This window comes from Pseudarthrobacter xylosi (assembly GCF_055412765.1).
In genome coordinates this window covers 45682-71768 of sequence record NZ_JBVAYT010000009.1, presented here as the reverse complement: position 1 = coordinate 71768, position 26087 = coordinate 45682, and the positions used below count along the sequence as shown (strand labels likewise).

The following is a 26087-nucleotide window of genomic DNA, read 5'->3' as shown; positions in this document are numbered from 1 at the left end:
GGATCAGCCTCGCTTCTGCCCCGGGCCAACCTTGTCCATAATTTGTGCTTCAGTTCGTTAAGACCGTGCGGGCTTTCTGGCCGCTTGTTCCCTACTTAGGAAATGCACCGCGCGTTGCCGCCGTGGAGAACCTCGTCTGAGCGCGTGACGACCTTTGGCTAACAACAACCCCCGATGACATTTTCCGCTGGTTTGTTTCCTTTTTGTACTTGTTTCGGAGCCCCGGAATTCCACGCGGCAGGGTCGTGCCACCAATGCAGATCGGTGTCGTGCGGCAAGGCATCAAAAGTCAGGCCCCGGTACACCGGAGCAGCACCAGTTGGCTCTGGCCCAACATTCAGCAACTCGTCAAGGCGATGCAGTCGGCCACCTTGCATAACGGCTTGGACGTTAGACGTAGCTTCGATATGTGTCGTCGGGTCACCGTGCACAAACACTATATCGGCCCTGTGCCCAGGTCGTATGGCGCCGATTTCATGTCCACACCCTAGGGCCGCTGCCGCGTTAGCAGTAACGGTGCGCAAGGCGTCGAGGGGTCGTATCCCACCTTGGACCATCGCACGCAGGTTGAGATGCAGTCCGAGTCCGACGTCGTCTAGGGGCGCATCGGTACCCGTCGTAATGACACCCCCAGATTCCATAATTAGGCGAACACTGTTAACCAGTCGATTCAGTCTCTGCCGCACGGCCACTGGCTCCGCCGCCGCCATCACAGCCGATTTGTTTCGCAATCGCTCGTATGCCCAAGCCGGAAGGATTGTTCGTAGCCTTTCGTCTTCGACCAAGGAGCCTTGATCGAATAGCAGGGCGCTCGAGTCGAACAGTGTAGGCGTCAGAGCAATACCACTCCCCGTGATGAGGTCAAGCACGTCACGTTGAGTGTTCCCACGCCGACTCACCAGCGTATGGATGCGGTTGGTAGACACCACCAAATGCTCGAGGCCGTCCTGGCCGTCGAGAACACCCGGGTAGAGGTGGTGTGAGGTTACACGCATTCCGCGCTGGTGAGCCTCTTGTATTACTCGGCCATGCCAGCGTGGAGGTAGGCGGTTGTAGACCTTTACGAATCTCATCCCAAGGGCATGGGAGCGCTCGATCTCGCGAACTAATTGATCCTCGTCGCTGACGGGACGCGCCATCGGCCACCAGCAGCGGACCCCGTCCAGCAGTTCACCTGTCGGCACATATCTCGGACCTAGGTGTGTGTCACCGTTATAGGTTTCGTAGGCGGCGGCGGCCTCGTAGGCAGGATCACCTGCGGAACGCACGGTGGTGATGCCATAGGCGAGCTGGAGTCGGCCAAGCCTACGGCCGTAGCTGGCTGCGAGCATGCCCGCAGTGTGGGTGTGCATGTCGATGAGTCCAGGCATCGCTGTTAGGGCCTGACCTTCCGGCAGTATGTTTGATGCTCCTGCCTGAACCCCTGATTCAACTGACTTGATCCGGCCAGCCTCAACGACGATCTTGACATCTCTGAGCAGATGGTCGCTGTGCCCGTCCCACAAGGACGCCACGTATAGTTCGCTTCTTCGTGGCTCAGCCACATGTGTCCTTTGTGGTCCCGCAGGGACCATCCCATCTGGTTGACCTTGGACTGATACCTTGCGGAACTGACCGTGATGCAGGTACAGCAGTGTATTGGAATCAGGTGCCCAGCTCGGATAGTCCGCTGTGTGATCCGTTAACTGTCTGGGTGGGCCTGTGAGGTCACCCCCAGAGGAAACGGGCACCACGTGCAGCAGTCCGTCAAGAATTATGGCCAGCATGCGACCATCTGGCGACCAAGCGGGCGAACCTGATGTCCGCGCGGCCAACGCGCCGTGTCGCGAAAACGACACATATCGCACGACTCCTGTTTCGGTGTCGGCAAGCAGGAGCTGGGCTTCCCCTTCGCGGAACCGCCGCGAAACCGGTACGTGAGCGAACATCGCCAGGGTGTCGCCAGCCGGTGTCCAGGAGGGCCGGCCCGGCTGCATTAACGCCGGGAGCACCTCCATCACGCAGTTTGTTTTGGTGTCGAGCACGAAGGTCTTGTCGTCGTGATCCTGGAACGCGATCCTGGCGCCGTCCGGGCTGACCGAAGGAAACATCTGGGCGCCGGGAAGCTTGGTAAGCCTGCGGTGTTCCTCCGTGTGTGTGTCGAAGCGCCAAAGATCGGGGCTGCCAGCGAGGTCGCTGGAATAGACGAGGTGGCGGCTGTCCGGGAACCAGGCGGGGCCGGTTTGGTAAGCAATTGCTCCCGGTAACTGCTTGGGATGCTTTCCAAGCTCCCCAACCCAAATGGAGCCGAGAGCGTGAAAAGCGACACTTTCCCCGTCAGGTGCGAGCACGGGGTCGACAATGCCACGCAACGGTTCTGAGGCGGCCGTGAACAGATCAGTCTCCGCGGTTAGGTCGCTGTGGACACCGGTGATCGAGGCGTTGAAGGGTATGGGGGTCACCGTCTCGGTCTGCAAGTGGCGCCTGCGAATGTTACCGTCAGCTGAGTACACGATCTCCTCCCCTGAGACCCAAGTTGCTGCCAGCGGGACGACATCCTCGGTGTCGGTTACGACGGTGCCGATGCCGTCCTCTATCAGCATGAGAGAGGAAGCCAGCTCATTGAGGGCAACGCACGACAACCTTTCACCATCGGGGGAGAAAGCTAGGCCAAAGAGCTTGCGTGTTGGATCTTGGTAGATTGTCCGGGGACGACCTGAACCCGCCATTCGCACCAGGTGCTCGTTCAGGACGTACGCGATTGCCTCACCGTTGGGATGCCACGTCGGCATCCCAACCTCGCCTGCCTCATCAGTCCATTGGATGAGGGTGTCGTCGCGCAGGTCCAGCACCCATACTTGGTAGCTTCCACTGCGATCGGATGCAAAAGCGACGCGGTTGCCGTCGGGGGAGACGGCGGGTTCCCTATCGTCTTGCGGACCTGCGGTCAGCGGTTGGGGCTCACCACCTGTCGCAGCCGCCTGCCACACGTGATAGCGCCCGTCCTGATTGGTTTGAAACGCGAGCCACCGGCCGTCCGGAGACCAACTCGCTCTGTGCGCTTCGGGACACTCGAACCCGCGAGGGACAGCCCTGCTGGCCTGCCCGCCGTTGGGAGGCACAAGCCATACGGAGCCCTGCACGGTAACCGCCAATTGCCCTGTGGAGGGGGCGACTGCGACCCCCAGGTTCGTCCCCGAATCTACGTCAACCCGCCAAGTCTTCGTCATGCGGCTGCCTTCACGCTGTCCTTGGCCGGGACAGAGTCACTCCAGCGTCTAACGTGGGTTGAACGCCAGCACACCAAGCCATTTCGTGTTTTGGGTCTTGCTCAATAATCAGTGTCATCTCTTCGTCCTTTACTCATGCTTTACGCATCTCTAGGCCTTGCCAAGCATCAACGCACCAAACTCAGGTGAATCGTTGGTGATCAAGGGGGATTTGAACGAACAACGAACATTTCGCTCTCGGCTAGTCTGACAACGCGCAGCTTTGATTCTTATTGATGAGTCGGGAATCGCGGTCTACCAGGCCGCCATCGTGGTTGAAACCCAGGGTCCCGCTCGGCGTTTCGAGGATCGGTCTTCCTGAGTTGATCCGTCCGAACAGGCTGGAGTCAACACCAACGACCGGAAGCCTTGGACTTCACTCGCCGTAACTGCTGTTCGACGGGGGGCTCATGTCGACAAGCAGGTTAGCCAAAGTGACATAGTCGGCCACAGACAGGCCAGTTTCTCGTCGAACAGTTTCGGCAGCGGCTGGAAAGCCCGCGCACTCAAAGACAAGAATCCCAACTTCTGGATGGTCGTACAACAGCGACTGCACCGCAGACAATACGTCGTTGATGAGCAACGGCAATGAGTAATTCACGATGGGGGCCGCCCACCTGCGCCATGTTTCCGATCCCTCAATTCCAGCAACGGCAATTGGTATGTCGTCCGAAGCCCACCCCGCCCCCGCAAAATGCTTCTCCGTGAGCTTCTCAGCGTCATAGGTGATGATTCCGACCTTTCGGCCCGTCGGGAGTGTCTTGGCTAACAGGGGCACAAGTTGAAGACTTGAGAGAGCAACTGGAATTGAAACTGCAGCAGCCACATCGGCTTGGAATAGGGAACTGAAACCGCAGTGCGACGTAATCGCTGCGGCACCTTCCCTCTCCAGCTTCCGAGCGCAAGCGATGTAAGCATCCTTGAGCGATGGGTCACCGTCGACAACGTTCCGCACCCACGCACCAGGAATAGTCAATTGCTTCACCGGAAACGGGAGTGTGCCAAAGCCACGGACGACCCTGGAAACCTCTTCCCACTCGTCGGACTTAAGCGCGTTGTTTTCGAGATTCAGTAACCCCAGGATTTTGTCGACCATGAACCCCGCTCCTGTCTGGATGTTGATAAATTTTCGCCATGGACGCGTCCACTTGGCCAGAGTGGCCGGCCCAAGCGCCGGTATCTCTACTTTGATCAGCAAGTCTGCCGGTGTAGCGATTGATAACCAGCTTCGTCGCTTGCCTTTGGTGTTAGGACCGCGACCACTTTGCCACCGAGCTGGGCTGACGAAGTGGCACACGAAGAGTAAGACTCACCCTGTCCAGATTTTTATGATGCGTCTGCCTCTTTCACAACATCCTCGGCAGCCAGCAGGCTGGTTCCTGCGGTTTCTTTTGCGAAGATTGCGAGCCCAATGAGCGCTAGTGTCGAGATCCCCGCCAGATAGAATCCTGGCGATTGCGTGATACCAGTAGTATTCACCAGGTATTGGCTGATCAGCGGCGCTGTCCCCCCGAGGATTGCGTAAGCGGCACCGTCAGCGGTCGCGGTGGCGCTGTATCTGACCCGGGTCGGGAACATTTCTGGGCGCCAGGGGCAAAGACCTCCCCACAGGACCCCAATACCGAGCACAATGATTAGTTGGGCACCCAGCGCTCCCATCCAACCAAAACCGCCGGTAGCAAGATAGAAGGCGGGGATGGCGCCGGCAGCGAGGATCCCGGTGCCGACCAGAAGGAACGGCTTCCGCCTCTTGACCTTGTCGCTCAGTGCGCCGAACGCTACACCTAGCCCTCCGAGCGTGAGTAGCGAGGCGGCGTTCGTGTACAGCGCGACCTCACGGCTCATACCAAGTCCGGTGCTTAGGTACGCGCTGATAAACGCGGTGAGCATATAAAATGCGAGTCCTCCAATTCCGCCCAGGAACGCGGCGAAAATCTCGCGGGGGTATTCACGGAGTGCCGTGAAGAGGGGAATTTTCGGACGGGCACCGGCCTCGGCTACGCGGGAGAACGCCTCCGTCTCGGGAAGCCGCTTCCTAATATAGAGGCCAACCAACGCCATGATACCGCCGGCTATGAAGAGCACACGCCAACCCCACTCTGCGAACGCTTGTGGCCCGACCAGGGTCGTCATACCAAGAACGGACAGTGCACCAGCTGCGGAAGGAACCACCGCAAATGCGTTGAGTAGGCCTAGTGTCACACCGCGGCGGTCCGGCCCGATGGTCTCAAACAATAGTGCCAATGCGCCGCCGGATTCACCGCTGGCAGAAAATGCCTGCAGGATGCGCAGGACGATGATAAATGCGGGTGCTGCTAAGCCGATTGCCGCCGCTGGAGGCACGAATGCGACCAATGCAGTCGCGGCACCCATCATGGTAATCACGATCGCGAGCGTCGTCTTCCTGCCGATCCGGTCACCAAGGTTCCCCCAGAACATAGCGCCAAGAGGGCGGAAGAAGAAGGAAATCCCGTAGACGACGACAAAGGTATAGAACAAGGATTGGGACAGGTCGGGAGTATTGAAGAACAGCACGGCGAAGATAGGCGTCGTATATGCGAACAGGGCAAAATCGAACCACTCGACGAAGTTGCCGACAATCGCTGCTATTAGCGTTCGTCGGACTGTGGCTTTGCTGGGGGGTAGCGTCGTTGCGGACGCCGTTTCCTGGTATGACATAGCCATGCCCTTTCAATTCAATTGATGGCCGAGCGAGCGCTCGGCATCACTCGGTGGTCGCCATTTCGCGCCACTGCGCAGGCGTCGCTGTATGGCGCTTGAGTCAAATGCGACGCCCGAGTGGGCTTCGGTACGGGTCAGATGTCGCCTGTCCTGTAGACGCGGCTTGAAGTGACCTTTCGTGGGCTTAGCGACACTGGCTCAAGGTTTGTTGCCTTCCGCGGAGTACCCGGGGTGGTAGTAGCACGCGCTGAATGAGACCAAATGTGAGTACCGTGTACGATAGCATTCATCGGCAGTAAAGACCATGGCGTCTGAATAAGTTAATTCATAAATGCGACTACTAGTAGTACATCCTGAGTGTGCAACCGGACCCTGTCGCGCGCTGACCCGAGGGGATAGTGATCAGGGGCCAGCGGCCTGGGGGAGGTGCACGTGGCCTCGCGCCAAACACTTTCGCCGCCGGCTCCGCTGCCCACAGTAAGGCCGCGCGTGGACGGGTAACGGGTACCCAATTCCCTTGAAGGCCTTACCGGCCATCTAAATTTCAGTCACTGCGGGCCAAATCCACGTTACGCGCCGAACCGTAAATAGTTTAGTTAGCGCTTCTGACCTCGGAAACGTAGGGTTCTGTCCGTTTTCATCTAACTTGGCCCAGCACCACGGCTCTGACCTGCGGTGCGACAACTGAGCGACACGCCTGAGCCGCGCAACATCAATACCGGCCTCCTTGGCCAGCCACACTCCCAGAGGTCTGCATTGCCCTGACCTGCGATGCGACAGATGTTATGAACAATCCATGAGAATGCGTCAGATGTAGTGACTGTGCGTCAAGCGAAATGGAAAAGGACAGGTTCTACGGGAAACGGAGTTCTCGCATCCACTTCTTCTCCCGTTGTTTTAACGCCGATAAGGGACCTTTCGTTAAGTGGCTAAGTACTTACAGGCTCCTCCATCGCAACCTCCCTATCCTGCTTAGTCTCAGTCATTAACTTCTTCCCATCCTTCTTGACGTCTCCACTCTGGGCTTGAACACCAGTGGTGGCGGGTAGTCGGGATATGGATACACCCGCGTGTTTTCCAAGTCAAAGGTCTGGGAACGCCTCACTAATCTGAGTGCCGCCAGTTCCACACGGCCATAACGGATTGGAGGCATATATTTGTTCAGGATCTCCCTGACCGCTTCCGTTGCCGTGTAATACTGCATGAACAAACCCAGATAGGGATATAGGGTCATGCCATCGCTTGGGGTGCGGAGTTTCTTGAGGCTGTAGCGCTTGCGATCCCGCTTGCCGGAGTAGTCGTTGAAGGCTTGATGCATGAGGTTCTGGTTCTCCCGCTGTAAGCGTTCTTGCAGGTCCAAAGGAAGGTCGGCCGAATACGGAATGATGTCCTGATACGCCTTTTGGGTTTCCCTCATGCGGTTGTCAATGTGGTGCCGGATGTATTCGTTGTTGTGGATGCCTTTGAGTACAGCTTCCAGGTGTTCCGCTGTCATCCTGTGGTGCGGACACATGGCAACCCGTTCCAGTTCCCTGATGAGATCCATGCCGTTTCTGGCGATTGTCGTAAGAGGGCCGAGGAGGGCGAGGAGGCGCGATGCCTGCCTACGTCTCGCCGGTAGGACCACGATGAGCAGGTTGAATATATAGGCACTAATGATGGCAAGACAAAGGTCATAAGCCAGTGGCAGTTCGATGGCCTGCATCGTCCGCGGTTCGGGAACCGGCTTGGCTGCACGGCTCTCCCAGAAGGTCCACACGACGATGACAAGGCATATGCCTGCCAGGATGTGGACGCTCCAGTGTTTGAGCAAGTGTGGGATTCGCTTCACTGGGGAATGCTACCCGGACTATGAGGCTCGACCGAAAGCAAGGCCTTCCTTATAGCATCAACTTCAACCAAGGTGATACGGCAGCCCGATGTTGGATCAGTGGGCACGCTTATAGTCGAAGCCGGCGGAAATTTGGCTGAGATACCGAGTCTTGGCGTAGGGCCACCGGTGTTCATGGTCGAAAACGTAAATGAATAGATCACCCGCGAATAACGGTCCGACACCTTCGAAGATCATGGCAAGCACCACGTCATAGGTCTTTGCCACCAACGCATTGAACACCCGGAGTGTACTTGCATGTTCAAAGCCCACACCTTCCCCTCGTGAAATACGGCTTACTCGTTCGTCCAGCATCTTCCTCGAAACATGCGTGTAACCGCTCAAGGCGCCAAAGGCGCTGTGAACACTCTTGCGAAACTCCTCCGGGTCGGGCAATAGCCTTAGGGGCATCTGGTCAACCACGTTGATGGACGATCGCGGAACGTTGGTGTTTGTAGCCAGATACGCCAAGCGTTCATCCAAGGACGCGTTTCCGGGGAGCTGCTCATCAACATAAACGGCTTTCACGCCAGCCTCAAGCATGTATCTGAGCTCTCGTCGGCCAACGTTGAAAATTCCCTGTTGACCCAGCATGTAAATCGATAGTGCCGACTCGATGAAGTCATCCATCGAGAACTGCAGCAGCTTTCGAGCAGAGTCAGGGTCACGGGTGTAAGCAAGAGCTGTTGCTCGCACGGCATCGATGAAGCTGGCGGTAACGCGCTGCAGCCGCTTTTGTTCTGCCCGAAAATCTCCTTCCTTCCGCAGTTCATCGTGCTGACGGACCCTCTCCTCGAGATCCTTTGCCAGATCCGCAAAGGATTCCCCTGCCTCGCTGCCCGCTGCCCCTAGATTTCTCGTCACTATAGCCCTCTGCTCGACAGGACGAATCCTGCAGCTATTGATTTTTCATGTAATATTATTGCAAGCTACCGAAAGGACTCGTGCATATGACGTCGCCAGACCACGAGCTTGCCCTCCATCTCCACGCCGAGCTCATGACGCTGACCGAGCCCCTTCACGAAGCTTTGGCAACGGCTGCGCAGGACGCCGAAACGCATATCCCTGGCTACAAGAATGCCGGGAATATGTCGTTCCTGCGCTCCGGGATTATGCGACTCGGGGTCCGAGAGCATCTTTCCATGGTCGGTGTCGAAGGGTGGTCTCTGGGTGGAAATCCAAACATGATGGGACAGCTCCAGTTCGCTAACACCACCGGCGATTTGGTCCTCCGCTTCCTCAAAGATGGACGCCCACCTGCACCAGCAGTCCCGCATGCGGGGCACAACCATGCTCGGCGTGCCTTCTGGCGGAACACGCCAATGCTCGACCTTGGTATTGACTCCCTCTTCGAAGCACCCCCGCTCCATAAGCTGCTCCTCCTCTGGTCACCAGGGGAGGACGGAACCTTCAACGTCCGCGCCGTCCGACCGTTAGAGCCCGGAAAGTATTCAGGACGTATGGCCATTGACTTCACCATGGAGTTGGCACCCACTCGAACCGCCTTCGAGGAACTTAAGTTTGTCGGCGAGGATCACGACGAAGACCTAATCATTGATATCGATAAAGACGAGGAGAGCGACGGTGCTAAAGGAGCAGCGGGGTAAGCGCTTAGTCACGTTACGTCGCCTTCTAGGCTTGAGTCAGACAGAACTTGCCGCTTCCACCGGTATCAGTCAGCCTCAGATATCGCTTATGGAGCGCGGGGATCGTACTGTAACGGACTCAGCAGCGGCGCAGATTGCGGCTGCGACGAGAATGCCTGTCTCCTTCTTCGACCAAGTAGCGCCATCGGTTTCCGGGACGTTATCCTTTCGGAAGCTGGCGGGAGCGTCCGCTATAAGCCGGGATTCATCCATTGCTCGCTTCGAAGAACTCGAGCGTGTGGCGGCAGAATTGTGCGACCGAATCGGCTATCGTCTTACACCCCTACCCCAGGCAGAGGACGACATCGATGGCGACGACATTGAAGTTCTAGCGGCTCAGACCAGAGCAGCACTCAAACTTGAACCGCAGGACCCGATCCTCAACCTCACCAGGGCCATGGAACGTCGTGGAATAGTCGTGGCGGCTGTAGCCGCGGTCGAAGAAGGAATTCTCGAAGGACATGATGGCGCGTCACGAGCTTCCGAGCGAATTCAGCGACCAGTTATCGCTTACGTGTCGGGTGAGCCAGGGGACCGTCAGCGCTTCACCGAGGCGCATGAACTTGGACATATCGTCCTTCATGGCCTCCGACCAGACGTCGGAGAAAAGATCAAGGAACGCGAGGCACATCGCTTCGCCGGCGCGTTGCTCATCCCGTATCAGGCAATGCGACAAGCAGTCTCCGAGACCCTGTCCCTGAACGGTTACTTGGCGCTGAAAGCAACTTGGGGTGTTTCCATTCAGGCCATCGTCGCCCGAGCACATGCTCTTGGGCTCATTTCCGACAGCCGGCGAAAATCGCTGATGGTACAGATTTCGTATAAGGGTTGGCGAAGAGACGAACCAGTTGATGTAAGACCCGAGCGCCCGGTCCTGCTTCGACAGATGCTTGTTAAGGAGTTTGGAGACAGCCCATATCTAAAGGCTTCTTGGGAGCTCGGCGCATCGCCGGCGTTTCTACAGCAATGGGCTCCTGGTGCGATCGCTGAAAACAGAGACGCACCTGGGCTCACGGTGCCTACGGCTCAGGCCACTTCTAACGTGGTCCCACTCTTTTCTAGCGCAAGTACCTTGTAAAGAAGACCGGGCAGGAGTTCCATGGATGAATCAATCGTGCCCCAAGGGAGAGGCATCGAATCCCCGGGCTCCCGCGGCGAATCCTGACCGGGCTCCCGCGGCTCACGGGTTCTGTCCTTGGGCCTGTCGAAAGCCAATAATGCAGATTCCGTCAACCTATGGCCGCACCGGATATGGCACGATGCCGGCACGGGCAGGGGAGCGGGTCATCCCAGCTTTGTGTGGCGCAGGTACTGGTAGACGGTCTCCCGGCTGATCCCGTAGTCACGGGCAAGGAGGGCTTTCGGAATCCCGTTGCCGGCGCGCTGGACCAGCTCGGCTGCCCGTTCCGGGGTGAGGGTCTTTTTCCGGCCTTTGTAGGCCCCGCGCTGTTTGGCCAGGGCGATGCCTTCCCGCTGGCGTTCCCTTATGAGGGAGCGTTCGAATTCGGCGAAGGCACCCATCACGGAGAGCATGAGGTTGGCCATGGGGGAGTCCTCGCCGGTGAAGACCAGGCTTTCTTTGACGAACTCCACCCGCACGCCTTTGCGGGTCAGGCCCTGGACCAAAGCCCGCAGGTCATCGAGGTTCCGGGCGAGCCGGTCCATGCTGTGCACGACCACGGTGTCCCCGTCCCGGGCAAATCGCAGCATTTCCGTCAGTTCTGGTCTGGTGGTGTCCCTTCCGGAGGCCTTGTCCGTGAAGACCCGGTCCAGAACCTGGCCTTCGAGCTGGCGTTTCTCGTTCTGGTCCAGGGTACTCACCCGCACGTACCCGATCCGCTGTCCAGCCACGGTGCCTCCAACCCTCGACCTGTCAATCTGAGTTTTAGGCTCTTATCGGACAACAGTCAATACTCATTTGACTCTTGGTGGGCGTGCTGGATCGGGGCCGGCCGCAGTAACAAACTCCCAGACTTCGGTAGTGACAGACTCCAGCAAGAAGAAACGGAGTCCTCCGATCCCGCCCCTCTTTGCCGGGTTGGGAGATCATTCGAATGATCGGCATTCTTATCTGCGGCGCCAAGAACGACCGCAGCGTCTGGGGGGTAACGGGGAAGCAGTCTTACTGCGCCTTCATGGGTAGCACGGTCATCGTCGATTCTTGGGCAGGACGGGTGGGCCACTGTTTGAAGGATTGAAGGTATTCCGTGGCGTCAGCGTGCTCGGTGAACTCCAGGAGGTTGCCCACTTTTTCCATGAGCACGTCGCGTACTTCGGATGGGGTTGCGAAGAAGAACTCTTTTCGGGGGTTGGCCTGATTGACGGCCCTTGTCGCGAAGTGTTTGTGGAGTTCGTTCTCGAGTGTCACTGCATCTTCGGAGAAGAAGAGCGTGTGGATGTCAAAACGGAACGGTACTGATGCTCCACTGAGCTCCGCGACGCGGTCAGTGGGTTCGAGGCGCCGTGTTAGGCCTATTTTGACGACGTCATCGCCGAAGGCTCCGCGGTTGGAGATGACGTAGACGTAGCCGGCGCGGATGTTAGCAGCACGGAAGTCATTCTGGGTGATGGCTTCATCGATTAGCTGGAGTCGAAGCTCCAGATCAGGATCCTGCTGCCCGGAGGCGCGCATGGCGTTGAGAGCGTTGAGGAGGTGAGCCCGTTCCTTATCGAGCCGGGCACGTTCCTCGGCGAGTTCGCGTTCGACGCGGCGTTCCTCGCGCAGACGGGCCTTTTCTTCCCGCTCGGCTTCCTTCTCCTCCTGCTTCTTCATGAGCCAGTCGGCGGTTAGTTCGATTTCCTCGACGCGCATTGCGTGGAATTCATCGCTGATGTGCATTTCCATGAGTGCGCCCAGTTTCGCGATCGCGAGCCGAGATGCATCCAGGCGTCGCTTGGCAGTGACCACATTTCCGAGCTTGAGGGATCTGATGCTGTTGTCGGCCTCGGCGTTGTAGGCCCGGAGCATCAGCTTTGCCAGGTCCTCGGTCATGCGTCGACCCTTGGCAAGGGAATTGTTGAAGGTGAAGAGATTCGACTTCACGATCGCCTGCCCCAGCTTCACGAGGTCCGCGATTCGCCCTTCCACATCATCTAAACGTTCGCGGAAGGACGCCGCGTTCTCCAAAGGATGGTGATAGCGGTAAATGCCGACTTCCTGAAGAACCAGTTCGTCGTTGAGTTCGACGTAAGTAGTCGAATCAACAGCGGCTTCAGATAATTGCCGTCGAAGAAGTTCATTTTCTGCTTCGAGAAACGCGACCCGTGCCCCAAGGGAAGATGCGTTTGATTCCGACTTGCTGGGTGAGGATGCAGGTGCCGGTGCCGGCTCAACGTGGCCCGCAGTCGGTGACCCCTCCGATGGCATCCAAAGCTGCCACCCGGGCGGGGCGGCCGGCCACGCGGGGTCGGGTGTCCAGCCAGCGGGAGGCCGCCAGGACGCGGGGGGTTGCGGCCAGCCAGGAGGTGGATTGAAAACCAGGTCATTCGTCATCAGGAGCGCCGAACTCCCGAGACGTTCGCCGGTGTCAGCCCGAGGGGATTCTTGGAGACGGAAGCGCCCAGGTGCTCCAGAGTGGCGGCTGGCACCACGGCTGACAAATCAATTTCAGAAAACGCCTCACGTGATGCCCCGACTGCTGCGAATGGGATGTAAGTTTCATTGCCGGTCGCCGGGTTGATTGTCTGAGTTCCGACCTCCAGGGCGATGCTCTGGATCAGTTCACGGCGATCAGCTTCAAAGATTTCATGCAAGGTTCGCAGTGCGACCTGATGAACTATTCCTGCATACCGGTCTTTCGACTCTTTCTGCGAGAGTGCCACTGGCGTGATCTCATCGCTGGCCTTCACGTACTTGTAGGACTTGATGGTCGGGATCTGATCCGGGCTCGGGATGAGGACGCGCAATGCGAGTTCTGCTGTTCCCGGCTCGAACTGCGCCTCGTGCTCCACCGAGAATCCCTCGGGGTAGACGGAGTTTGCGAGCACAATGCCCACGTACTCTTGTACGGCCTCCACTGATCCATAGCTGAGATTCGTAATAAGTTCGTCAATGGAGGCGTTGTGCTCGGCAACCTCGGCCTCCCGAGCAGCGCACTCAGCGACGTAACGGGCTTCTGCTGCAGCAAGCCTCTGCTTGCGGTTGTTCTCATCTGCAGCGTATCGAGTTGCAATCTCCTGACGCCGCGCGGGCAACTGGGCCATCTCGTACTCCCAAGACGAATGCGCCGCGGCAAAGAGGGCTTCAGCCTGGGCTTGGGCCTCGGCAAGCTTCTTCTTGCGGCCGAAGAGCCCCGTCGGGGGAGCAGGAGGCTGAAATACGGGTGCTGGGGGATCGAGCAGCGGCGCTGGGGCCGGAATCGGGGTCTCCAGCCGGCGGTCGAATACTGGATGTTCGACCGTCCTGCGCAAGCTTGCGAGGTCAACGTAATCATCCACAGCCAGGGTCGATTCAAGGAGGCTGTCGACTTGGTCGTATACGGTCGCAAGTTCCGCGTTAAGCTGTTCTACTTCCGCCTGTCGGCTGGCCACGTGGGCGTCATGCGCCTCCTTCTCAAGGCGCTTGCGGTCCGACTCCGAGGCACGCTGCAACGCAACCTGCGCCCTCTGCTCAGCCTTCCACGCCTGCTCAGCGCGGCGCGCAGAAGCCGCCTGTTCCCGCGAGGCGGCTCGCTGACGCTGTTCGGCCACCTTCGCCTGATGCTGCATTTCCGCTAAAAATCCACGACGACGTGCCACATCAAACCCCCAGATAAAGTTTTCGTTCACATTAGCAAGGAAGTAGAAGATTAAAGTATCTGACGAGCGGTCTTGGATGCATTTCGATGTTTTCGTTTAAGAATGGCAACGCGTCTTTGGGGCTGGCGCCCCGACTTGGAATCAGGCTGTCGCGACGGCGGAATGGAACCTCAGGGGAGCACGGGACAGCGCTAAGCGAAGAACCACACGATAAGTAAATTAGAACGCGCGTGCAACTATCAGCCTACTTACTTTACGTAACGATGGTTATCGGCGTTCCAAAACAGGCGGGGGAGTGGCCTCACAAGGGGCTGTTTCCTGCGTCATTCGTGGCGTTTTTCTTGAAGTGTGAGAGTGCGATCACTGATCCTCGGAAATCGGTCTACCGAAGGGCTTAGGTGGTTGGCGGCCGCAGGTGCTCAGCGGCCATTTGGTAGCAGTGCTTCCCGTCCAGTTTTCGGGGCCGGATCCACACCTGGTAGCCCTCCGATGCGGCAAAAAGCTCTCGGCCATGGCTGCTGTCGGAAGCCAGCCACAATACTGAAGAGTCAGGCATGACGTCGTCAACCATGCCTGCCCGGACGATCGAGAAATCCTTGCGGATTTCCACCGGTGTACCGACTAGTCGGGTCCAGTCATGGTAGGGGTATGGGTCAGCCGTGATCTCCGAACCTTGTTTCTCGCACCTGAGCACGGGCCCTCTCGTACCCTCGGAGTGGACGTCGCAGCAACCGGCCACGGGTTCTTCGGTAAGTCTGAGGGACCCTCGAAAGTCGCTTGTCAGGGCCGGCCCTTTCTGGGCGCCCGTGGTTGTCAGTGGATGTGGCTTCCGCCGTTGATGTCGATGGTGGTGCCGGTGAGGTACGCCGAGTCCTGGGAGGACAGGAAGGTAATGACGGCGGCAACTTCCTCGGTGGTGGCGTTGCGGCCCAAAGGGATGCCGGCGTTGATCGCGGCTTCCTGTTCCTCGGTGCTGCCGACGCGGATGTTGGTGTCAACAGCGCCAGGGGTGATGGCGTTGACGGTGACGCCGGTGGGGCCGAGTTCGCGTGCGAGGGCCTTGGTGAAGCCCAGGATCGCGGCTTTCGCGGCAGAGTAGGGGACCTTGCCAAACACGCCCCCGCCGCGCTGGGCGGAAACGGAGGACATATTCACTATCCGGCCCCAGCCATTCTCGATCATTCCCGGCAGGAAGGCCTTGGTGACCAGGTAGGTGCCTGTGGCGTTGACGTCCATGACCTTGTGCCAGAGCTCGAGGGTGGTCTCAAGGAACGGCAGCGGGGAGGTGATGCCGGCGATATTTGCCAGGGCACCCACCGGGGGGAGGTTGCCGGCGGCGACCTCGACGGCGACCGCGGCCTGGGCAGCTGTGACGGAGGCCTCGTTGGCGACGTCGATCTCGTGGCCGAAGGCCGGGACGTTATAGTCGGCGCGGATTTCCGCGGCGACCTTGGCTGACTTCTCACCGTCGAGGTCCAGGATCACCACCGCCCAGCCCTGGCTGGCGTAGCGGCGGGCGGTGGTGATGCCGATGCCCCGGTCCGAGGTTGCCCCGGTGAGGACGGCGGTGCGCTGAATGCTGGTGGTCATGATGCTCCTTGGAAACATAGGCGGCATGGCTGCGTGCGGTGGTGCAGAGAACGATCAGCTGGTACCCAGTTGGGTATCTGCCGCAGCCCTCCAAGCCTGGGTGATGTATGTCACTGTATGCCCGTTCAGTGTCAACAGTCAACCCACAACATTGACTGTTGACAATGCGGATGACCCACGTCACACTGGTCGTATCATGTGTTAACAGTCGACAGCGCCGGTGCTTTTAGCCCTACGCTCATCGAAAGGGATCAAGTCCATGAGCAACGAAGCTCTCAAGATGCGGGGCCATGTACACGGCACCAAAGATGCAAGGCGTGTCGCCATCGGTTCCGGTGTCGGCGCCGTCATCGAGACGTACGACTTCATCGGCTTCGGCACCGCCGCAGCCCTGTACTTCGGTACAGCGTTCTTCCCGACCGGCGACCCCGTCACCGGAACACTGGCAGCCTTCGCTACGCTCGGCGTCGGCTTCGCAGCCCGGCCCATCGGCGGCATCATCGGCGGGCACCTTGGCGACAAGGTGGGCCGTAAGCCGGTTCTGGTGGCCTCCCTGATCCTGATGGGTGTGGCCACGTTCGTGATTGGCCTGCTCCCCACCTACGGCCAGGTGGGCCTGCTCGCTCCGGCGCTGCTGGTATTCGTTCGCATCGTCCAAGGCCTTGCTTTCGGCGCCGAATGGGGCGGCGCCATCCTGATGAGCTACGAGCACGCACCCTGGAAGACCAAGGGCAAATACACCGGCATCGTGCAGGCCGGCTTCCCTGTCGGCCTGCTGCTGGCGAACCTCGTGTTCCTGGTCAGCGTGAATCTCGGCGGCGAACTCGCCTGGCGAATCCCCTTCCTGGCCAGCATCGTCCTGGTTGCCGTCGGCCTGATCATCCGCGCCAAGGTCCCGGAATCCCCGGTCTTTGACGAGGTCAAGGACAGCGGCTCCATCGTGAAGTCCCCGATCATCGAGGTCATCAAGACTGACTGGCGCAGCATCGTCAAGGGCATTGGCCTGCGCATCGCCGAGACCGCCGGCTACGCCGTCTCCATCACGTACATGATCTCCTACCTGAACAGCCAACACCTTGCCGACAAGACCCAGACCCTGGTGGCGCTCTGCATCGCCTCGGCGATCGGCATCTTCGCCACCCAGGCCTGGGCCCGGCTCACGGACAGGATCGGCCGGCGGCCACTCTACATTTGGTCCACAGCCTTCGCGGCACTGTTCGCTATACCAATGTTCCTGCTGGTCAACACCGGAATGTTCATCTTCGTCATCGCCACCCTGGTGATCTCCTACGCCGTCTGCCAGAACTCCCTCGCCGGCGCCCAGGGCGCCTGGTTCCCCGAGCTCTTCCAGGCCAAGACCCGCGCCTCGGGCGCCTCACTGGCCTACCAGATCTCGGCCATGGTCTCGGGATTCACCCCGTTCATCACCACGCTGCTGTTCGTCAGCTTCGGCTGGATCGGCCCGGCCCTGCTCTTTGGCACCTACGCCCTGATCGGCCTGTGGGCCGCCGTTGTCACCCGGGAAACCTGGGGCAAGCGCGAACGCCAGCTGGCTGACGAAGCCACCAAAAACACCCCCAACACGGTGAATGTCTGATGACCACCACGCGCCAAACAATTACGGAGCAAGCAATGCCAACAGATACCGTCAAGGACCGGGCAACGCCTACCGGGGTGACCTCCACTGACGTTCCGCAGGACCGCATCGCAAAGATCAGTGCTGCGGCCTACCGGATCCGGCACTATGCATTGAATATGGGTGAGGTGCAGGGCCAAGGTTACGTGGGCCAGGCCCTTGGTGCCGCGGACATGTTCGCTGCGGTCTATGCGGATCAGTTGCGGTTCCATGCCGAGGACCCCCACTGGGAGGCCAGGGACCGGTTCCTGCTCTCCACCGGCCACTACGCGATCGGGCATTACGCGGCCCTCGCTGAGGCCGGGATCGTACCGGTTGAGGAACTGGAAACGTACGGTTCTGACGATTCACGGCTGCCGATGTCCGGGATGTCCACCTACACGCCCGGCATGGAAATCTCCGGCGGCTCCCTCGGGCACGGACTGACCATCGCCGTGGGCATGGCCCTCGGCCTTCGCTACCAGGGCTCGGATGCCCGGGTGTATAACTTCCTCTCCGACGGCGAACTCGACGAGGGCTCCACCTGGGAAGCGGCCATGGGCGCCCACCACCACCAGCTGGGCAACCTGACCGCGATGGTGGACATCAACGCTCTCCAGGCCGACGGCAAAACCGACACCGTGCTCCGCACTGAACCCGTCACCGAAAAATGGGAAGCATTCGGCTGGTACACCCAGCGCGTGGACGGGAACAACATGGCCGAACTGCTGGCCGCGTTCGACAACGCCGCCGCCCAAGCCGCCGCCGTCGGAGCCCCTTCCGTAATCCTCTGCGACACGAAGGTAGGCCGCGGCGTGACCCTGCTCGAGGAGCGCGAAAAGGCGCACTTCATGCGCATCGAAGAACACGAATGGCAGACCTGCCGCGAACAACTCACCGCAGGCTACGAAGGAAAGGCTGCCCGATGAGCACCACAGCTGTAAAGGGCACCGCCCCCAAACTGAAGACCTCGGCGATGATCGCCTCCTTCGCAGATCCCGGCCAGAAAACCGCGTCCGCCCCGTTCGGGCATGCGCTGGTGAAGGCGGCGCAGGAAAACGATAGGATCGTGGGCCTCACGGCGGACCTGGGCAAATACACGGACATGCACATCTTCGCCAAGGCCTTCCCGGAGCGGTTCTTCCAGATGGGCATGGCAGAGCAGCTGCTCTTCGGCGCCGCCGCCGGGCTCGCCGAAACCGGGCTCATCCCGTTCGCCTCCACCTACTCCGTGTTCGCCGCCCGCCGCGCCTACGACTTCCTCTGCCTGGACGCCGCCGAACCGAACCTGAACGTCAACATCGTCGGCGGGCTGCCCGGCCTGACCACCGGCTACGGACCCAGCCACCAGGCCACCGAGGACATGGCCATCTTCCGCGGCATGCCCAACCTGACCATCGTGGACCCCTGCGACTCGATCGACATCGAACAAGCCGTCCCCCAACTCGCCGCCAGCGAAGGACCCACTTATCTGCGTCTGCTCCGCGGCAACGTGCCCACGGTCCTGGACGAATACGACTACACGTTCGAACTCGGCAAGGCCAAGGTCCTGCGCGGCGGCAACGACGTAGTGTTCATCTCCTCCGGGCTGATGACCATGCGCGCACTCCAGGCAGCCAAAGCCCTGGCCGAGCATAACGTGGACGTCGCCGTCGTCCACACGCCCACCATCAAGCCGTTCGACGCCGCCACCGTCCTGGCCGAAATCAACAGCGACCGCCTCGCCGTCACCCTGGAAAACCACAGCGTGATCGGCGGCCTGTTCGAGACCGTCGCCTCAGCAGTGGTCACGGCCGGGCTCGGCAAGCGCGTGGTGCCGGTGGCACTGCCGGACGAATTCCTCGACGCCGGCGCCCTGCCCACCCTGCACGACCGCTATGGACTTACCGTCCAGAAGATCGTGGCGAAGGTGCTTGCGGAACTCGGCTAACCGGGGTCAGCGATGCAGAAAGCACGGAGCCGGCACCGTCCGGTGCCGTGCTTTCTGCCGTACCATCGAAACTACGACGACTGTAAACAGTCGACTTATAACACTGAGGACGGACGCCATGGCCGGAATGACAGCCCCGTTGTTGGGACTGGAAAAGACGAGCCTGCGCGAGCAGGCGCTCTCGGCGCTGCGTACCGCGATCACCAGCGGCGAACTGGCACCCGGGCGTCACCTGGTGGAAACCGAACTCTCCGAGATGCTCCAAATCAGCCGCGGCACACTGCGCGAAGCGCTCAGGCAACTCGAACAGGAAGGCCTGCTCTCCGCAGGACCCCGCGGCCGGCTGTCTGTCCGGCACCTGGACGAAAAGGAAATCCGCGACATCTTCGCCGTCCGCGCGGCCCTCGAAACCCTGGCCGCACGCACCCTGTGCGAACTCCCGGACCGCGCCCATGCCATCGCATCCCTCCATAAGATCATTGACGTTATGGAAGCAGCGGAAGATTCGTCATTGGAAGAGCGGATCGAATCCGACATGGAATTCCACCGCACCCTGTGCCGGCTGACCGGCAACGAAACCCTGCTTCACTCCTGGACTTCACTCGAAGGGTCCATTCGGATGTCCATCATGTTCGCCGGAAGGGACAAAGGCATCAAAAACATGAGCGTGAACCGCCACCGCGACATCGTAGCCGCCATCGAAACCGGAGACACATCCCAGGTACGCAAGACCATCCGCGAACACATGGACACCGCGGCTGACAACCTCGTAGCGTAGGAATGCCGATCTCCCTGACTTCCGGAAAAGTCAGCGTCCCGGTTCCGCAGATGCGTAAAGAACACAAGATGCAGGTCGTCGCCGAACTCGAGCGGCGCGGTTTTTTCCTGATCAGGCAGTCCGCGGAGACCGCTGCAGACGCGCTTGGCGTCACGCGATTCACCGTCTACAACTATCTCAATGAGCTCAACGGGCAGAGTGCAGTATCGGGTTCGAGAACCATCTGACACAGCCATGTCCCGGGTACTGATCTGTTTACCCTCAGTAGGAAGACGCGCCTAGGCATCCAGGCCCCGCTGGGTTGTCGCGATTCGGGACTGGGCAATGCTTCGCAGCGCGTCCACGACGATGGTCACGGCTTTGTGAACCACACGCTCTGGACGGATCAACATGTCGATATGCCTGACGGACTGTATGCCCTCCAACGGAAGGAGCACCACGTTGTAGGAGGCTGGAATATGAACGGTGTACCGCGGGAGCAGGGTTAGGTGTTCTCCCTTGGCAACGATAGCTGCTGCCGTGCCGAAGTCATTGATCCGGTGAACAACTCGCATTGGCTTGCCGGCGGCCGCTGCGATGGCGTCAAGGGTGTCGGCAGGGGAAAATCCGGCATGGGTTGAAACCCAGGTTGTTCCTGCCAAATCGGATGGCTGAAGGGAAGTTCTGTTCGCCAGAGGGTGCGAATGGTGCATGGCGACATCCATGGGTTCGCGCAGGAGCGACAGCACCGCAAGCCGGTCGCGGGCCCACGGCGGGGTGTGGCCCATCCTGCCACCAATGACAATGTCGTAATTGGCAGTAAGTGCCGGGAATGAGTCCCTGTCAACGTCTTCGTCGACGCATTCCACGCCAGGAAATCCTTCATTCTGGGTCAGGGCGGCCAGCTCTGGAAAGAACGTCACGGCCGCGCTGTGGAATGCGCTGACACGTACTGTCCGATCAATACCTCCAACAAATTTGTCCACGGCAGCCTCAGCCCGGGAAATCGCCTCGGCAACGTCAATTGCCGCCACTGCCAAAGCCTGGCCGGCATCAGTCAGCTCGACCGACCGACCGCGCTTTTGCATCAGGGGCGCCTTAAACTTGCGCTGTAACGCCGCTAGCGACTGAGAGACCGCTGATGGGCTAACGCCCAAGGCACGCGCTGTGGCCGCCACGCTTCCGTGGTCCCCGAGCTCCCGGAGTAGGCCTAGTTGATACAGATCCATAAGGCCAACCTTAGCCATTGCTAAAAGTGTCTGTTGGCTTGCCTCTGCCTGGCATTATTCAAGCGAGACAGACCAGCGCACCATTGCAGACGAAGGCTCGCTATTTTGACCAATCATCCGCCAGGCGGATCAGCGGCCCTTCAGGAGGGGCCGCGCGTCCACTCGGGCCATGCTTGGTTGAGGGAGGTCATTCCGTCTTGGAACAGGGCCCGTCCCAACCCTAAGCGCAGGTGGTGGCCGGTGTGTTCGAACATGACATCGGAGGCCAGGAGTACGCCGTGGTGTTCAACGAGCCATTCCGAGAAGGCCTGCGCGACGGAGCTCGTCAGCCAAGGATAGGCGCAGGTCCCACCCTCCGGGGGAATCCATTCCCAGCCAGGGGTGGACGCAACGAATGTGGCGAGGGCTGCTGAACTGGTGCGGACGAGGCCGTTGGCCCTGTCCAGAAGGGCGGGTGCGGCTTGTAGTCCTGCAATGGCCAGGATTTCGCTCGGGGCGCTGGTGGCGAGGGTAGTCCAGTAGCGGTAGTCGAGGAGCTTGTTGGTCCCTGCCGCGTTCTGGGTGACGGTCCATCCAATTCGGACGCCGGCCATGCCCAGCACCTTGGATACGCCCGAGACTGTGACGGCGTTGGATGTCATGGCTGCAGCAGGTGGAAGTTGGCGTTCGGGATCATGCTCAATTCCCCGGTAAATCTCGTCGCTGAGCAGCAGCATGTCAGTGCCGTCGACAAGTCAACGAGTTCTTCGAAGACGGCCCGCTCCGGCAGGTACCCGGTGGGGTTATGGGGAAAGTTAGCAACTAACAAGCGGGTGTTGGGCTGTATCGCGTTCTTGATTTCAGCAATATCGAGGTGCCAGGCGCTCTCCCGGCGGAGGCGAATCTCGGTCACTTCAGCGCCAATTGCGCGGGGAACGTCGATCAGGATTTGGCACGTAGGACCAATGACGGTCGCATGGTCGCCCGCCCTGAGGACGGAGTTCAGAAGGACGAACACCGCTTCCGTCGCTCCCGCAAAGACTTGCACAGCCGACCCTGATTCGACGGCGGAGGCGTGAGCGGCCAATTCCCGTAACTCTGGGTGGCCGGGCGATTCCGTACAGCCGAGTGTCAGTGACTCGTACCATTCCCGCGTTCGCGCGGGCGCGACCTGCCATAGCTCGCTTGAAAGGCAGCGCTTCTGTGTCTGAGCCCGTGAGGTTTATCCGTGCGGTGAATTCATGCTTTGCGAACATGCGCTCGATAAGGAATGGAGGGAGTCGCACAATGGGGCTCCTTCGGGGGCGACCTGGGGCAGGGGTCCGAGTTCTAACTCAGTGCATCCTAGTGCTCCTTAGCGTGCACCACAGGCTCGGGGACCTGCTCTCCGGACTACGGTCGTTAATTCATTTTTTGCCCGCGCCTTTGGTCGTTTCGTCATCATCGACGACCGATCCGCTCCTAGGCAACTGACACTCTCCGGACAGAGGCTTATAGGACAGCATCATCGCCCAACCAAGGAGATCCCGTGACTACCTACAACCTGGCCCTGATCGGTTTCGGGGGCGTCAACCGCGCTCTGGCCGAACTGATCCGAGACGAACCGCAGCGATTTGCTTCCCTCGGATTTGAGCTTCGCGTCGTGGCCATCACCGACCTTGCCTTTGGCTCACTCGTTCAGGGCGACGGCATCGACTTGGCTGCCATCCTTGCAATGCCGCGTGGGTCCTCCTTCAAGGGACTTCCTGGTGGAAGCTCTGATCCCCGCAACGAAGAAGTCATTAAGAACAGCCCGGCCGACATTGTCGTCGAAGCCACCTTCACCAGCCCCGTCGACGGGGAACCGGCTGTATCGCACGTAAAGTGGGCCATCGAGTCCGGCAAGCACGTCGTGACCACCAACAAGGGTCCTGTGGCCCTGTACGGCCGGGAACTGAGCCGACTGGCTGCCAGCAACGGAGTCCGGTTCGAGTATGAAGGCTCCGTCATGAGCGGCACCCCCGTCATCCGTCTGGCACACAAAATGCTCGAAGGCTTGGAACTCAATTCGGTCCAGGGAATCCTGAACGGAACCAGCAACTACGTCCTTGGCCGGATGGAAGCCGGGCTACGCCTGGACGAAGCCATCGCCGAAGCGCAGGAGCGCGGATATGCCGAAGCAGACCCAACCGCAGACATCGGCGGCTCCGACGTCCGTTTGAAAGTCGCCATCCTCGCCAACGAACTGCTCGGAGCGAATCTGCAGCCCGGCGAGGTGGACACCAAGGGAATTCAGGACATCACCAGCGACGACGTCGCACAAGCGATGGCAAACGGATTACGTTGGAAGCTCGTCGGTGAAGCCTGCCGCGCCGACGACGGGCGCGTTGTGGCCACCGTCCAGCCCATCGCGCTTCCCGCAGACCACCCTTTAGCAGGCATTTCCGGTGCCACGAATGCCGTGTCATTCAGCACCGACCTGCTGGGTGCCGTCACAGTCTCCGGCCCTGGAGCCGGCCGCGTCGAAACCGCCTACGCACTCATTTCCGACATCATTGCCGTCGACGAATTCGTCAAAGGAGCCGTCCGTGCCTGAAACAGCCATTCCCGACACCAAGATGGCCGCTACAACCATTGATTTGCTGGTGCACAATAAGTTCGACGGTACAGTTTTGGCAGCGCTTCCCCAGTGCACCGAGTCAGATGTCCACGTGGAGCTCATCCGCGCTGCATCCGCCACTCCGGCAGCAGCAGCAATGCCCCGCCATGAACGGGGCCGAATTCTGGATACCGCAGCAGAACTTCTGCAGCGACGGTCGGAGAAGGTCGCCGAGCTCATCGTCGCCGAAGCCGGAAAAACCATCAGGCAGGCACGCAAAGAGGTCTCCAGGGCGGTCAACACGCTCAAGCTCTCTGCCGCGGAAACCCGCCGGAACGTCGGGGAAGTCGTGCCGTTCGACTCTTTCGCTGGCTCGGAGAACCGTCAGGGATGGTTCACCCGTGAACCGCTGGGGCTTATCGCAGCCATCACGCCCTACAACGACGCTTTGAACCTAGTGGCGCACAAGCTTGGGCCGGCGATCGCAGGCGGCAACACCGTCATCCTTAAGCCGTCGCAGCAGACGCCACTGACCGCTATGCTCCTCGTGGACTTGCTGCGGGAAGCCGGTCTCCCCTCGGACTTCGTCATCGTTGTCCTGGGTGACCGCACGGTCGCGCAAGCCATCATTTCGTCCAAGCTGGTCCGCATGGTGTCCTTTACGGGCGGTTTCGCCACGGGCAAGGCCATCGCAGCAAATGCCGGCATCAAACGACTCTCGATGGAACTCGGCGGAAACGCACCCGTCATTGTTTTCGACGACGCCGACGTCCCGGCCGCCGTCGAAGCAAGCGTTTCCGGCTCCTTTTGGGCCGCCGGACAGAACTGCATCGGTGCCCAGCGGATTCTGGTCCAGCGGTCAGTGTTCGACAGCTTCCTGGAGGCGTTCGTAACCGCAACCGCGGCCCTGAAGAGCGGGGACCCCCGCGATGAACAAACTGACGTCGGGCCTATGATCAGCAGCGCCTCCGCCGCCGAAGCAAAGCGAAAGATCGATGAGGCAGTGTCCGCTGGCGCGCAACTGCTCACGGGCGGCGCTCTGGAAGGACCGGTTCTGACGCCTTCCGTTCTCACTGGAGTCCCGCGCACCTGCGAGGCGTGGAGCGAAGAGCTATTCGCTCCCGTCGTCCTTGTTGAGCCCTTCGATTCCGCTGCGGAAGCCATCGAGTTGGCGAACGACAGTGAGTATGCCCTTCAAGCCGGGGTTTTCACGAAAGACCTGGGCCGCGCCTTGGATACCGCCAAGGCCATCGACGCCGGCGGCGTGATGATCAATGATTCATCGGATTACCGTCTTGATGCCATGCCATTCGGGGGTTCAAAGTACGGCAGCATGGGCCGGGAAGGTGTCCGGTTCGCGTATGAGGAAATGACGCAGCCCAAAGTCATCGCGATTGCCTCATGAACACAGAGGTAAATTGAACAGGCCTGTGGTCCCTGGCGGTCCCCAAGTCCGCCTTGTGGGGCATCCACACCGAGTGAGCGATCCGGAACTTCCCCATCAGCGGCATTCAACTGGGATCGCACCGGTACTTGGTTCGCGCCCTCGCGTATGTGAAGAAAGCTGCCGCCCTGACGAACGCCGAACTGGGATTGATCCCGGCCGATATCGACCAGGCCATTGCCACGGTCTGCGACACCGTATCCTCGGGCGACGTCGATGACGCCTTTCCCGTAGACGTCATCCAAGGCGGGGCCGGGACCTCGACGAATATGAACGCCAACGAGGTCATCGCCAACCTGGCCCTGAAGGCACTGGGACACCCTGGTGGTTCCTACAGCGTGATCGACCCGATCGGACACGTCAACAAGTGCCAGTCCACCAATGACGTCTACCCGACGGCGGTGCGGTTGGCGCTCGTGTTCGCGCTGCAGGACCTCCTGGATCGTCTGGCTCTACTCTCGGCTGCGTTCGCCGGGCGCGGGCAGGCGTTGGCGTCCATCCCCACTGACAGCCAGCTCGTCGGTGCGGACGGCTCAGGACGGAAGTGATGACGGCTCTGGCTGGGGTCAATTCGGGTTATCCACGGCTGGGATGGGGAGCCGTTGGGGTAGCTCCCCTGGCAGTCGTAGCGGTTGATAACCTATGAGGGTTGTCCCCGGTTGTGGTCAGCGGAACCACGCCTAAGACGGCACCGGACGACGGCAGTGGCTAAAACGCGGCAATGGCTTGGTGGGAAGCGAACCGGACCGTTGCCCTGTCCCACCCAAGGACGGCCCTTGGCC

The 26087-nt window shown here is 60.0% G+C and carries 22 protein-coding genes; 10 read left to right on the top strand and 12 right to left on the bottom strand.

Going from position 1 to position 26087, the window contains the following annotated elements:
* Positions 1 to 158 precede the first annotated feature (158 nt).
* From ACZY1F_RS17470 to ACZY1F_RS17450, 5 genes are all read right to left on the bottom strand, one after another.
* The gene (locus ACZY1F_RS17470) at positions 159 to 2831 is read right to left on the bottom strand and encodes an amidohydrolase family protein (RefSeq protein ID WP_463943401.1); all 2673 of its coding nucleotides are present in this window, start codon (positions 2829 to 2831) and stop codon (positions 159 to 161) included.
* A gap of 793 nt (positions 2832 to 3624) precedes the next feature.
* Complete coding sequence (locus ACZY1F_RS17465) at positions 3625 to 4446, bottom strand: aspartate/glutamate racemase family protein (RefSeq protein WP_463943399.1); 822 nt, start codon at positions 4444 to 4446, stop codon at positions 3625 to 3627.
* 128 nt (positions 4447 to 4574) lie between these two features.
* Entirely contained in the window at positions 4575 to 5927 is a 1353-nt protein-coding gene (locus tag ACZY1F_RS17460; RefSeq protein ID WP_463943397.1) for an MFS transporter, read from the bottom strand.
* 988 nt (positions 5928 to 6915) lie between these two features.
* A complete protein-coding gene (locus ACZY1F_RS17455; protein ID WP_463943396.1) occupies positions 6916 to 7761 on the bottom strand; it encodes a hypothetical protein in 846 nt (281 codons plus the stop codon).
* Positions 7762 to 7857: 96 nt separating this feature from the next.
* Positions 7858 to 8664 (bottom strand): hypothetical protein, encoded by an 807-nt coding sequence (locus ACZY1F_RS17450; RefSeq protein ID WP_463943394.1) that lies wholly within the window; start codon positions 8662 to 8664, stop codon positions 7858 to 7860.
* Between the two features lie 86 nt (positions 8665 to 8750).
* Between ACZY1F_RS17450 and ACZY1F_RS17445 the strand changes: the two genes are divergently transcribed.
* Positions 8751 to 9407, top strand: coding sequence for a hypothetical protein (locus ACZY1F_RS17445; RefSeq protein ID WP_463943392.1), 657 nt, complete (start codon positions 8751 to 8753; stop codon positions 9405 to 9407).
* Positions 9385 to 10524: a helix-turn-helix domain-containing protein gene (locus tag ACZY1F_RS17440; RefSeq protein WP_463943390.1), complete on the top strand. Its 1140-nt coding sequence runs from the start codon at positions 9385 to 9387 to the stop codon at positions 10522 to 10524. The genes ACZY1F_RS17445 and ACZY1F_RS17440 overlap by 23 nt, the downstream gene beginning before the upstream one ends.
* Before the next feature lie 206 nt (positions 10525 to 10730).
* Here ACZY1F_RS17440 and ACZY1F_RS17435 read toward each other — a convergent pair whose 3' ends face one another.
* The 4 genes from ACZY1F_RS17435 to ACZY1F_RS17420 form a co-directional block, all read right to left on the bottom strand.
* The gene (locus tag ACZY1F_RS17435; protein ID WP_463943388.1) at positions 10731 to 11297 is read right to left on the bottom strand and encodes a recombinase family protein; all 567 of its coding nucleotides are present in this window, start codon (positions 11295 to 11297) and stop codon (positions 10731 to 10733) included.
* A 271-nt stretch (positions 11298 to 11568) separates the two neighbouring features.
* Positions 11569 to 12813, bottom strand: a complete 1245-nt coding sequence (locus ACZY1F_RS17430) for an SNIPE associated domain-containing protein (RefSeq protein ID WP_463943386.1) — start codon at positions 12811 to 12813, stop codon at positions 11569 to 11571.
* A 125-nt stretch (positions 12814 to 12938) separates the two neighbouring features.
* On the bottom strand, positions 12939 to 14213 hold the full coding sequence (locus ACZY1F_RS17425; RefSeq protein ID WP_463943384.1) for a hypothetical protein: 1275 nt from the start codon (positions 14211 to 14213) through the stop codon (positions 12939 to 12941).
* Positions 14214 to 14996: 783 nt separating this feature from the next.
* A complete protein-coding gene (locus ACZY1F_RS17420; RefSeq protein ID WP_463943383.1) occupies positions 14997 to 15773 on the bottom strand; it encodes an SDR family NAD(P)-dependent oxidoreductase in 777 nt (258 codons plus the stop codon).
* Between the two features lie 259 nt (positions 15774 to 16032).
* Here ACZY1F_RS17420 and ACZY1F_RS17415 point away from each other — a divergent pair, with 259 nt between their 5' ends.
* The 5 genes from ACZY1F_RS17415 (at position 16033) to ACZY1F_RS17395 (ending at position 20323) form a co-directional block, all read left to right on the top strand.
* A complete protein-coding gene (locus ACZY1F_RS17415) occupies positions 16033 to 17370 on the top strand; it encodes an MFS transporter (protein ID WP_463943381.1) in 1338 nt (445 codons plus the stop codon).
* A gap of 35 nt (positions 17371 to 17405) precedes the next feature.
* Complete coding sequence (locus ACZY1F_RS17410; protein ID WP_463943379.1) at positions 17406 to 18317, top strand: transketolase; 912 nt, start codon at positions 17406 to 17408, stop codon at positions 18315 to 18317.
* Positions 18314 to 19318 (top strand): transketolase family protein, encoded by a 1005-nt coding sequence (locus ACZY1F_RS17405; RefSeq protein WP_463943378.1) that lies wholly within the window; start codon positions 18314 to 18316, stop codon positions 19316 to 19318. The genes ACZY1F_RS17410 and ACZY1F_RS17405 overlap by 4 nt, the downstream gene beginning before the upstream one ends.
* Before the next feature lie 118 nt (positions 19319 to 19436).
* A complete protein-coding gene (locus ACZY1F_RS17400) occupies positions 19437 to 20096 on the top strand; it encodes a GntR family transcriptional regulator (protein WP_463943376.1) in 660 nt (219 codons plus the stop codon).
* A 2-nt stretch (positions 20097 to 20098) separates the two neighbouring features.
* On the top strand, positions 20099 to 20323 hold the full coding sequence (locus ACZY1F_RS17395) for a helix-turn-helix domain-containing protein (protein WP_463943374.1): 225 nt from the start codon (positions 20099 to 20101) through the stop codon (positions 20321 to 20323).
* A gap of 51 nt (positions 20324 to 20374) precedes the next feature.
* On the opposite strand, the gene ACZY1F_RS17390 is transcribed toward ACZY1F_RS17395, so the two are convergent.
* The 3 genes from ACZY1F_RS17390 to ACZY1F_RS17380 all read right to left on the bottom strand — a co-directional run bounded on the left by ACZY1F_RS17390 (position 20375) and on the right by ACZY1F_RS17380 (position 22418).
* The gene (locus tag ACZY1F_RS17390) at positions 20375 to 21304 is read right to left on the bottom strand and encodes a LysR family transcriptional regulator (protein ID WP_463943636.1); all 930 of its coding nucleotides are present in this window, start codon (positions 21302 to 21304) and stop codon (positions 20375 to 20377) included.
* A gap of 140 nt (positions 21305 to 21444) precedes the next feature.
* Entirely contained in the window at positions 21445 to 22020 is a 576-nt protein-coding gene (locus ACZY1F_RS17385) for a pyridoxal phosphate-dependent aminotransferase (RefSeq protein WP_463943372.1), read from the bottom strand.
* Complete coding sequence (locus ACZY1F_RS17380; protein ID WP_463943634.1) at positions 21942 to 22418, bottom strand: aminotransferase class I/II-fold pyridoxal phosphate-dependent enzyme; 477 nt, start codon at positions 22416 to 22418, stop codon at positions 21942 to 21944. Before ACZY1F_RS17380 ends, ACZY1F_RS17385 begins: the two co-directional genes overlap by 79 nt.
* A 393-nt stretch (positions 22419 to 22811) precedes the next feature.
* Between ACZY1F_RS17380 and ACZY1F_RS17375 the strand changes: the two genes are divergently transcribed.
* The 3 genes from ACZY1F_RS17375 to ACZY1F_RS17365 all read left to right on the top strand — a co-directional run bounded on the left by ACZY1F_RS17375 (position 22812) and on the right by ACZY1F_RS17365 (position 25853).
* Complete coding sequence (locus ACZY1F_RS17375; RefSeq protein WP_463943370.1) at positions 22812 to 23858, top strand: homoserine dehydrogenase; 1047 nt, start codon at positions 22812 to 22814, stop codon at positions 23856 to 23858.
* Positions 23851 to 25266 carry an aldehyde dehydrogenase family protein gene (locus ACZY1F_RS17370; protein ID WP_463943369.1) on the top strand — a complete coding sequence of 472 codons (1416 nt, stop codon included), beginning with the start codon at positions 23851 to 23853 and terminating at the stop codon, positions 25264 to 25266. The genes ACZY1F_RS17375 and ACZY1F_RS17370 overlap by 8 nt, the downstream gene beginning before the upstream one ends.
* Positions 25267 to 25394: 128 nt before the next feature.
* On the top strand, positions 25395 to 25853 hold the full coding sequence (locus ACZY1F_RS17365) for a lyase family protein (protein WP_463943367.1): 459 nt from the start codon (positions 25395 to 25397) through the stop codon (positions 25851 to 25853).
* The last annotated feature ends 234 nt before the right edge of the window (positions 25854 to 26087 follow it).

Excerpts from the sequence above, each read along its gene's own strand:
- ACZY1F_RS17395 (WP_463943374.1), top strand. The coding sequence starts at position 20,099 with ATGCCGATCTCCCTGACTTCCGGAAAAGTCAGCGTCCCGGTTCCGCAG.
- ACZY1F_RS17385 (WP_463943372.1), bottom strand. The coding sequence starts at position 22,020 with ATGCTGCTGCTCAGCGACGAGATTTACCGGGGAATTGAGCATGATCCC.
- ACZY1F_RS17445 (WP_463943392.1), top strand. The coding sequence starts at position 8,751 with ATGACGTCGCCAGACCACGAGCTTGCCCTCCATCTCCACGCCGAGCTC.
- ACZY1F_RS17400 (WP_463943376.1), top strand. The coding sequence starts at position 19,437 with ATGGCCGGAATGACAGCCCCGTTGTTGGGACTGGAAAAGACGAGCCTG.
- ACZY1F_RS17410 (WP_463943379.1), top strand. The coding sequence starts at position 17,406 with ATGCCAACAGATACCGTCAAGGACCGGGCAACGCCTACCGGGGTGACC.
- ACZY1F_RS17415 (WP_463943381.1), top strand. The coding sequence starts at position 16,033 with ATGAGCAACGAAGCTCTCAAGATGCGGGGCCATGTACACGGCACCAAA.
- ACZY1F_RS17390 (WP_463943636.1), bottom strand. The coding sequence starts at position 21,304 with ATGGATCTGTATCAACTAGGCCTACTCCGGGAGCTCGGGGACCACGGA.
- ACZY1F_RS17460 (WP_463943397.1), bottom strand. The coding sequence starts at position 5,927 with ATGTCATACCAGGAAACGGCGTCCGCAACGACGCTACCCCCCAGCAAA.
- ACZY1F_RS17430 (WP_463943386.1), bottom strand. The coding sequence starts at position 12,813 with ATGCCATCGGAGGGGTCACCGACTGCGGGCCACGTTGAGCCGGCACCG.
- ACZY1F_RS17405 (WP_463943378.1), top strand. The coding sequence starts at position 18,314 with ATGAGCACCACAGCTGTAAAGGGCACCGCCCCCAAACTGAAGACCTCG.
- ACZY1F_RS17420 (WP_463943383.1), bottom strand. The coding sequence starts at position 15,773 with ATGACCACCAGCATTCAGCGCACCGCCGTCCTCACCGGGGCAACCTCG.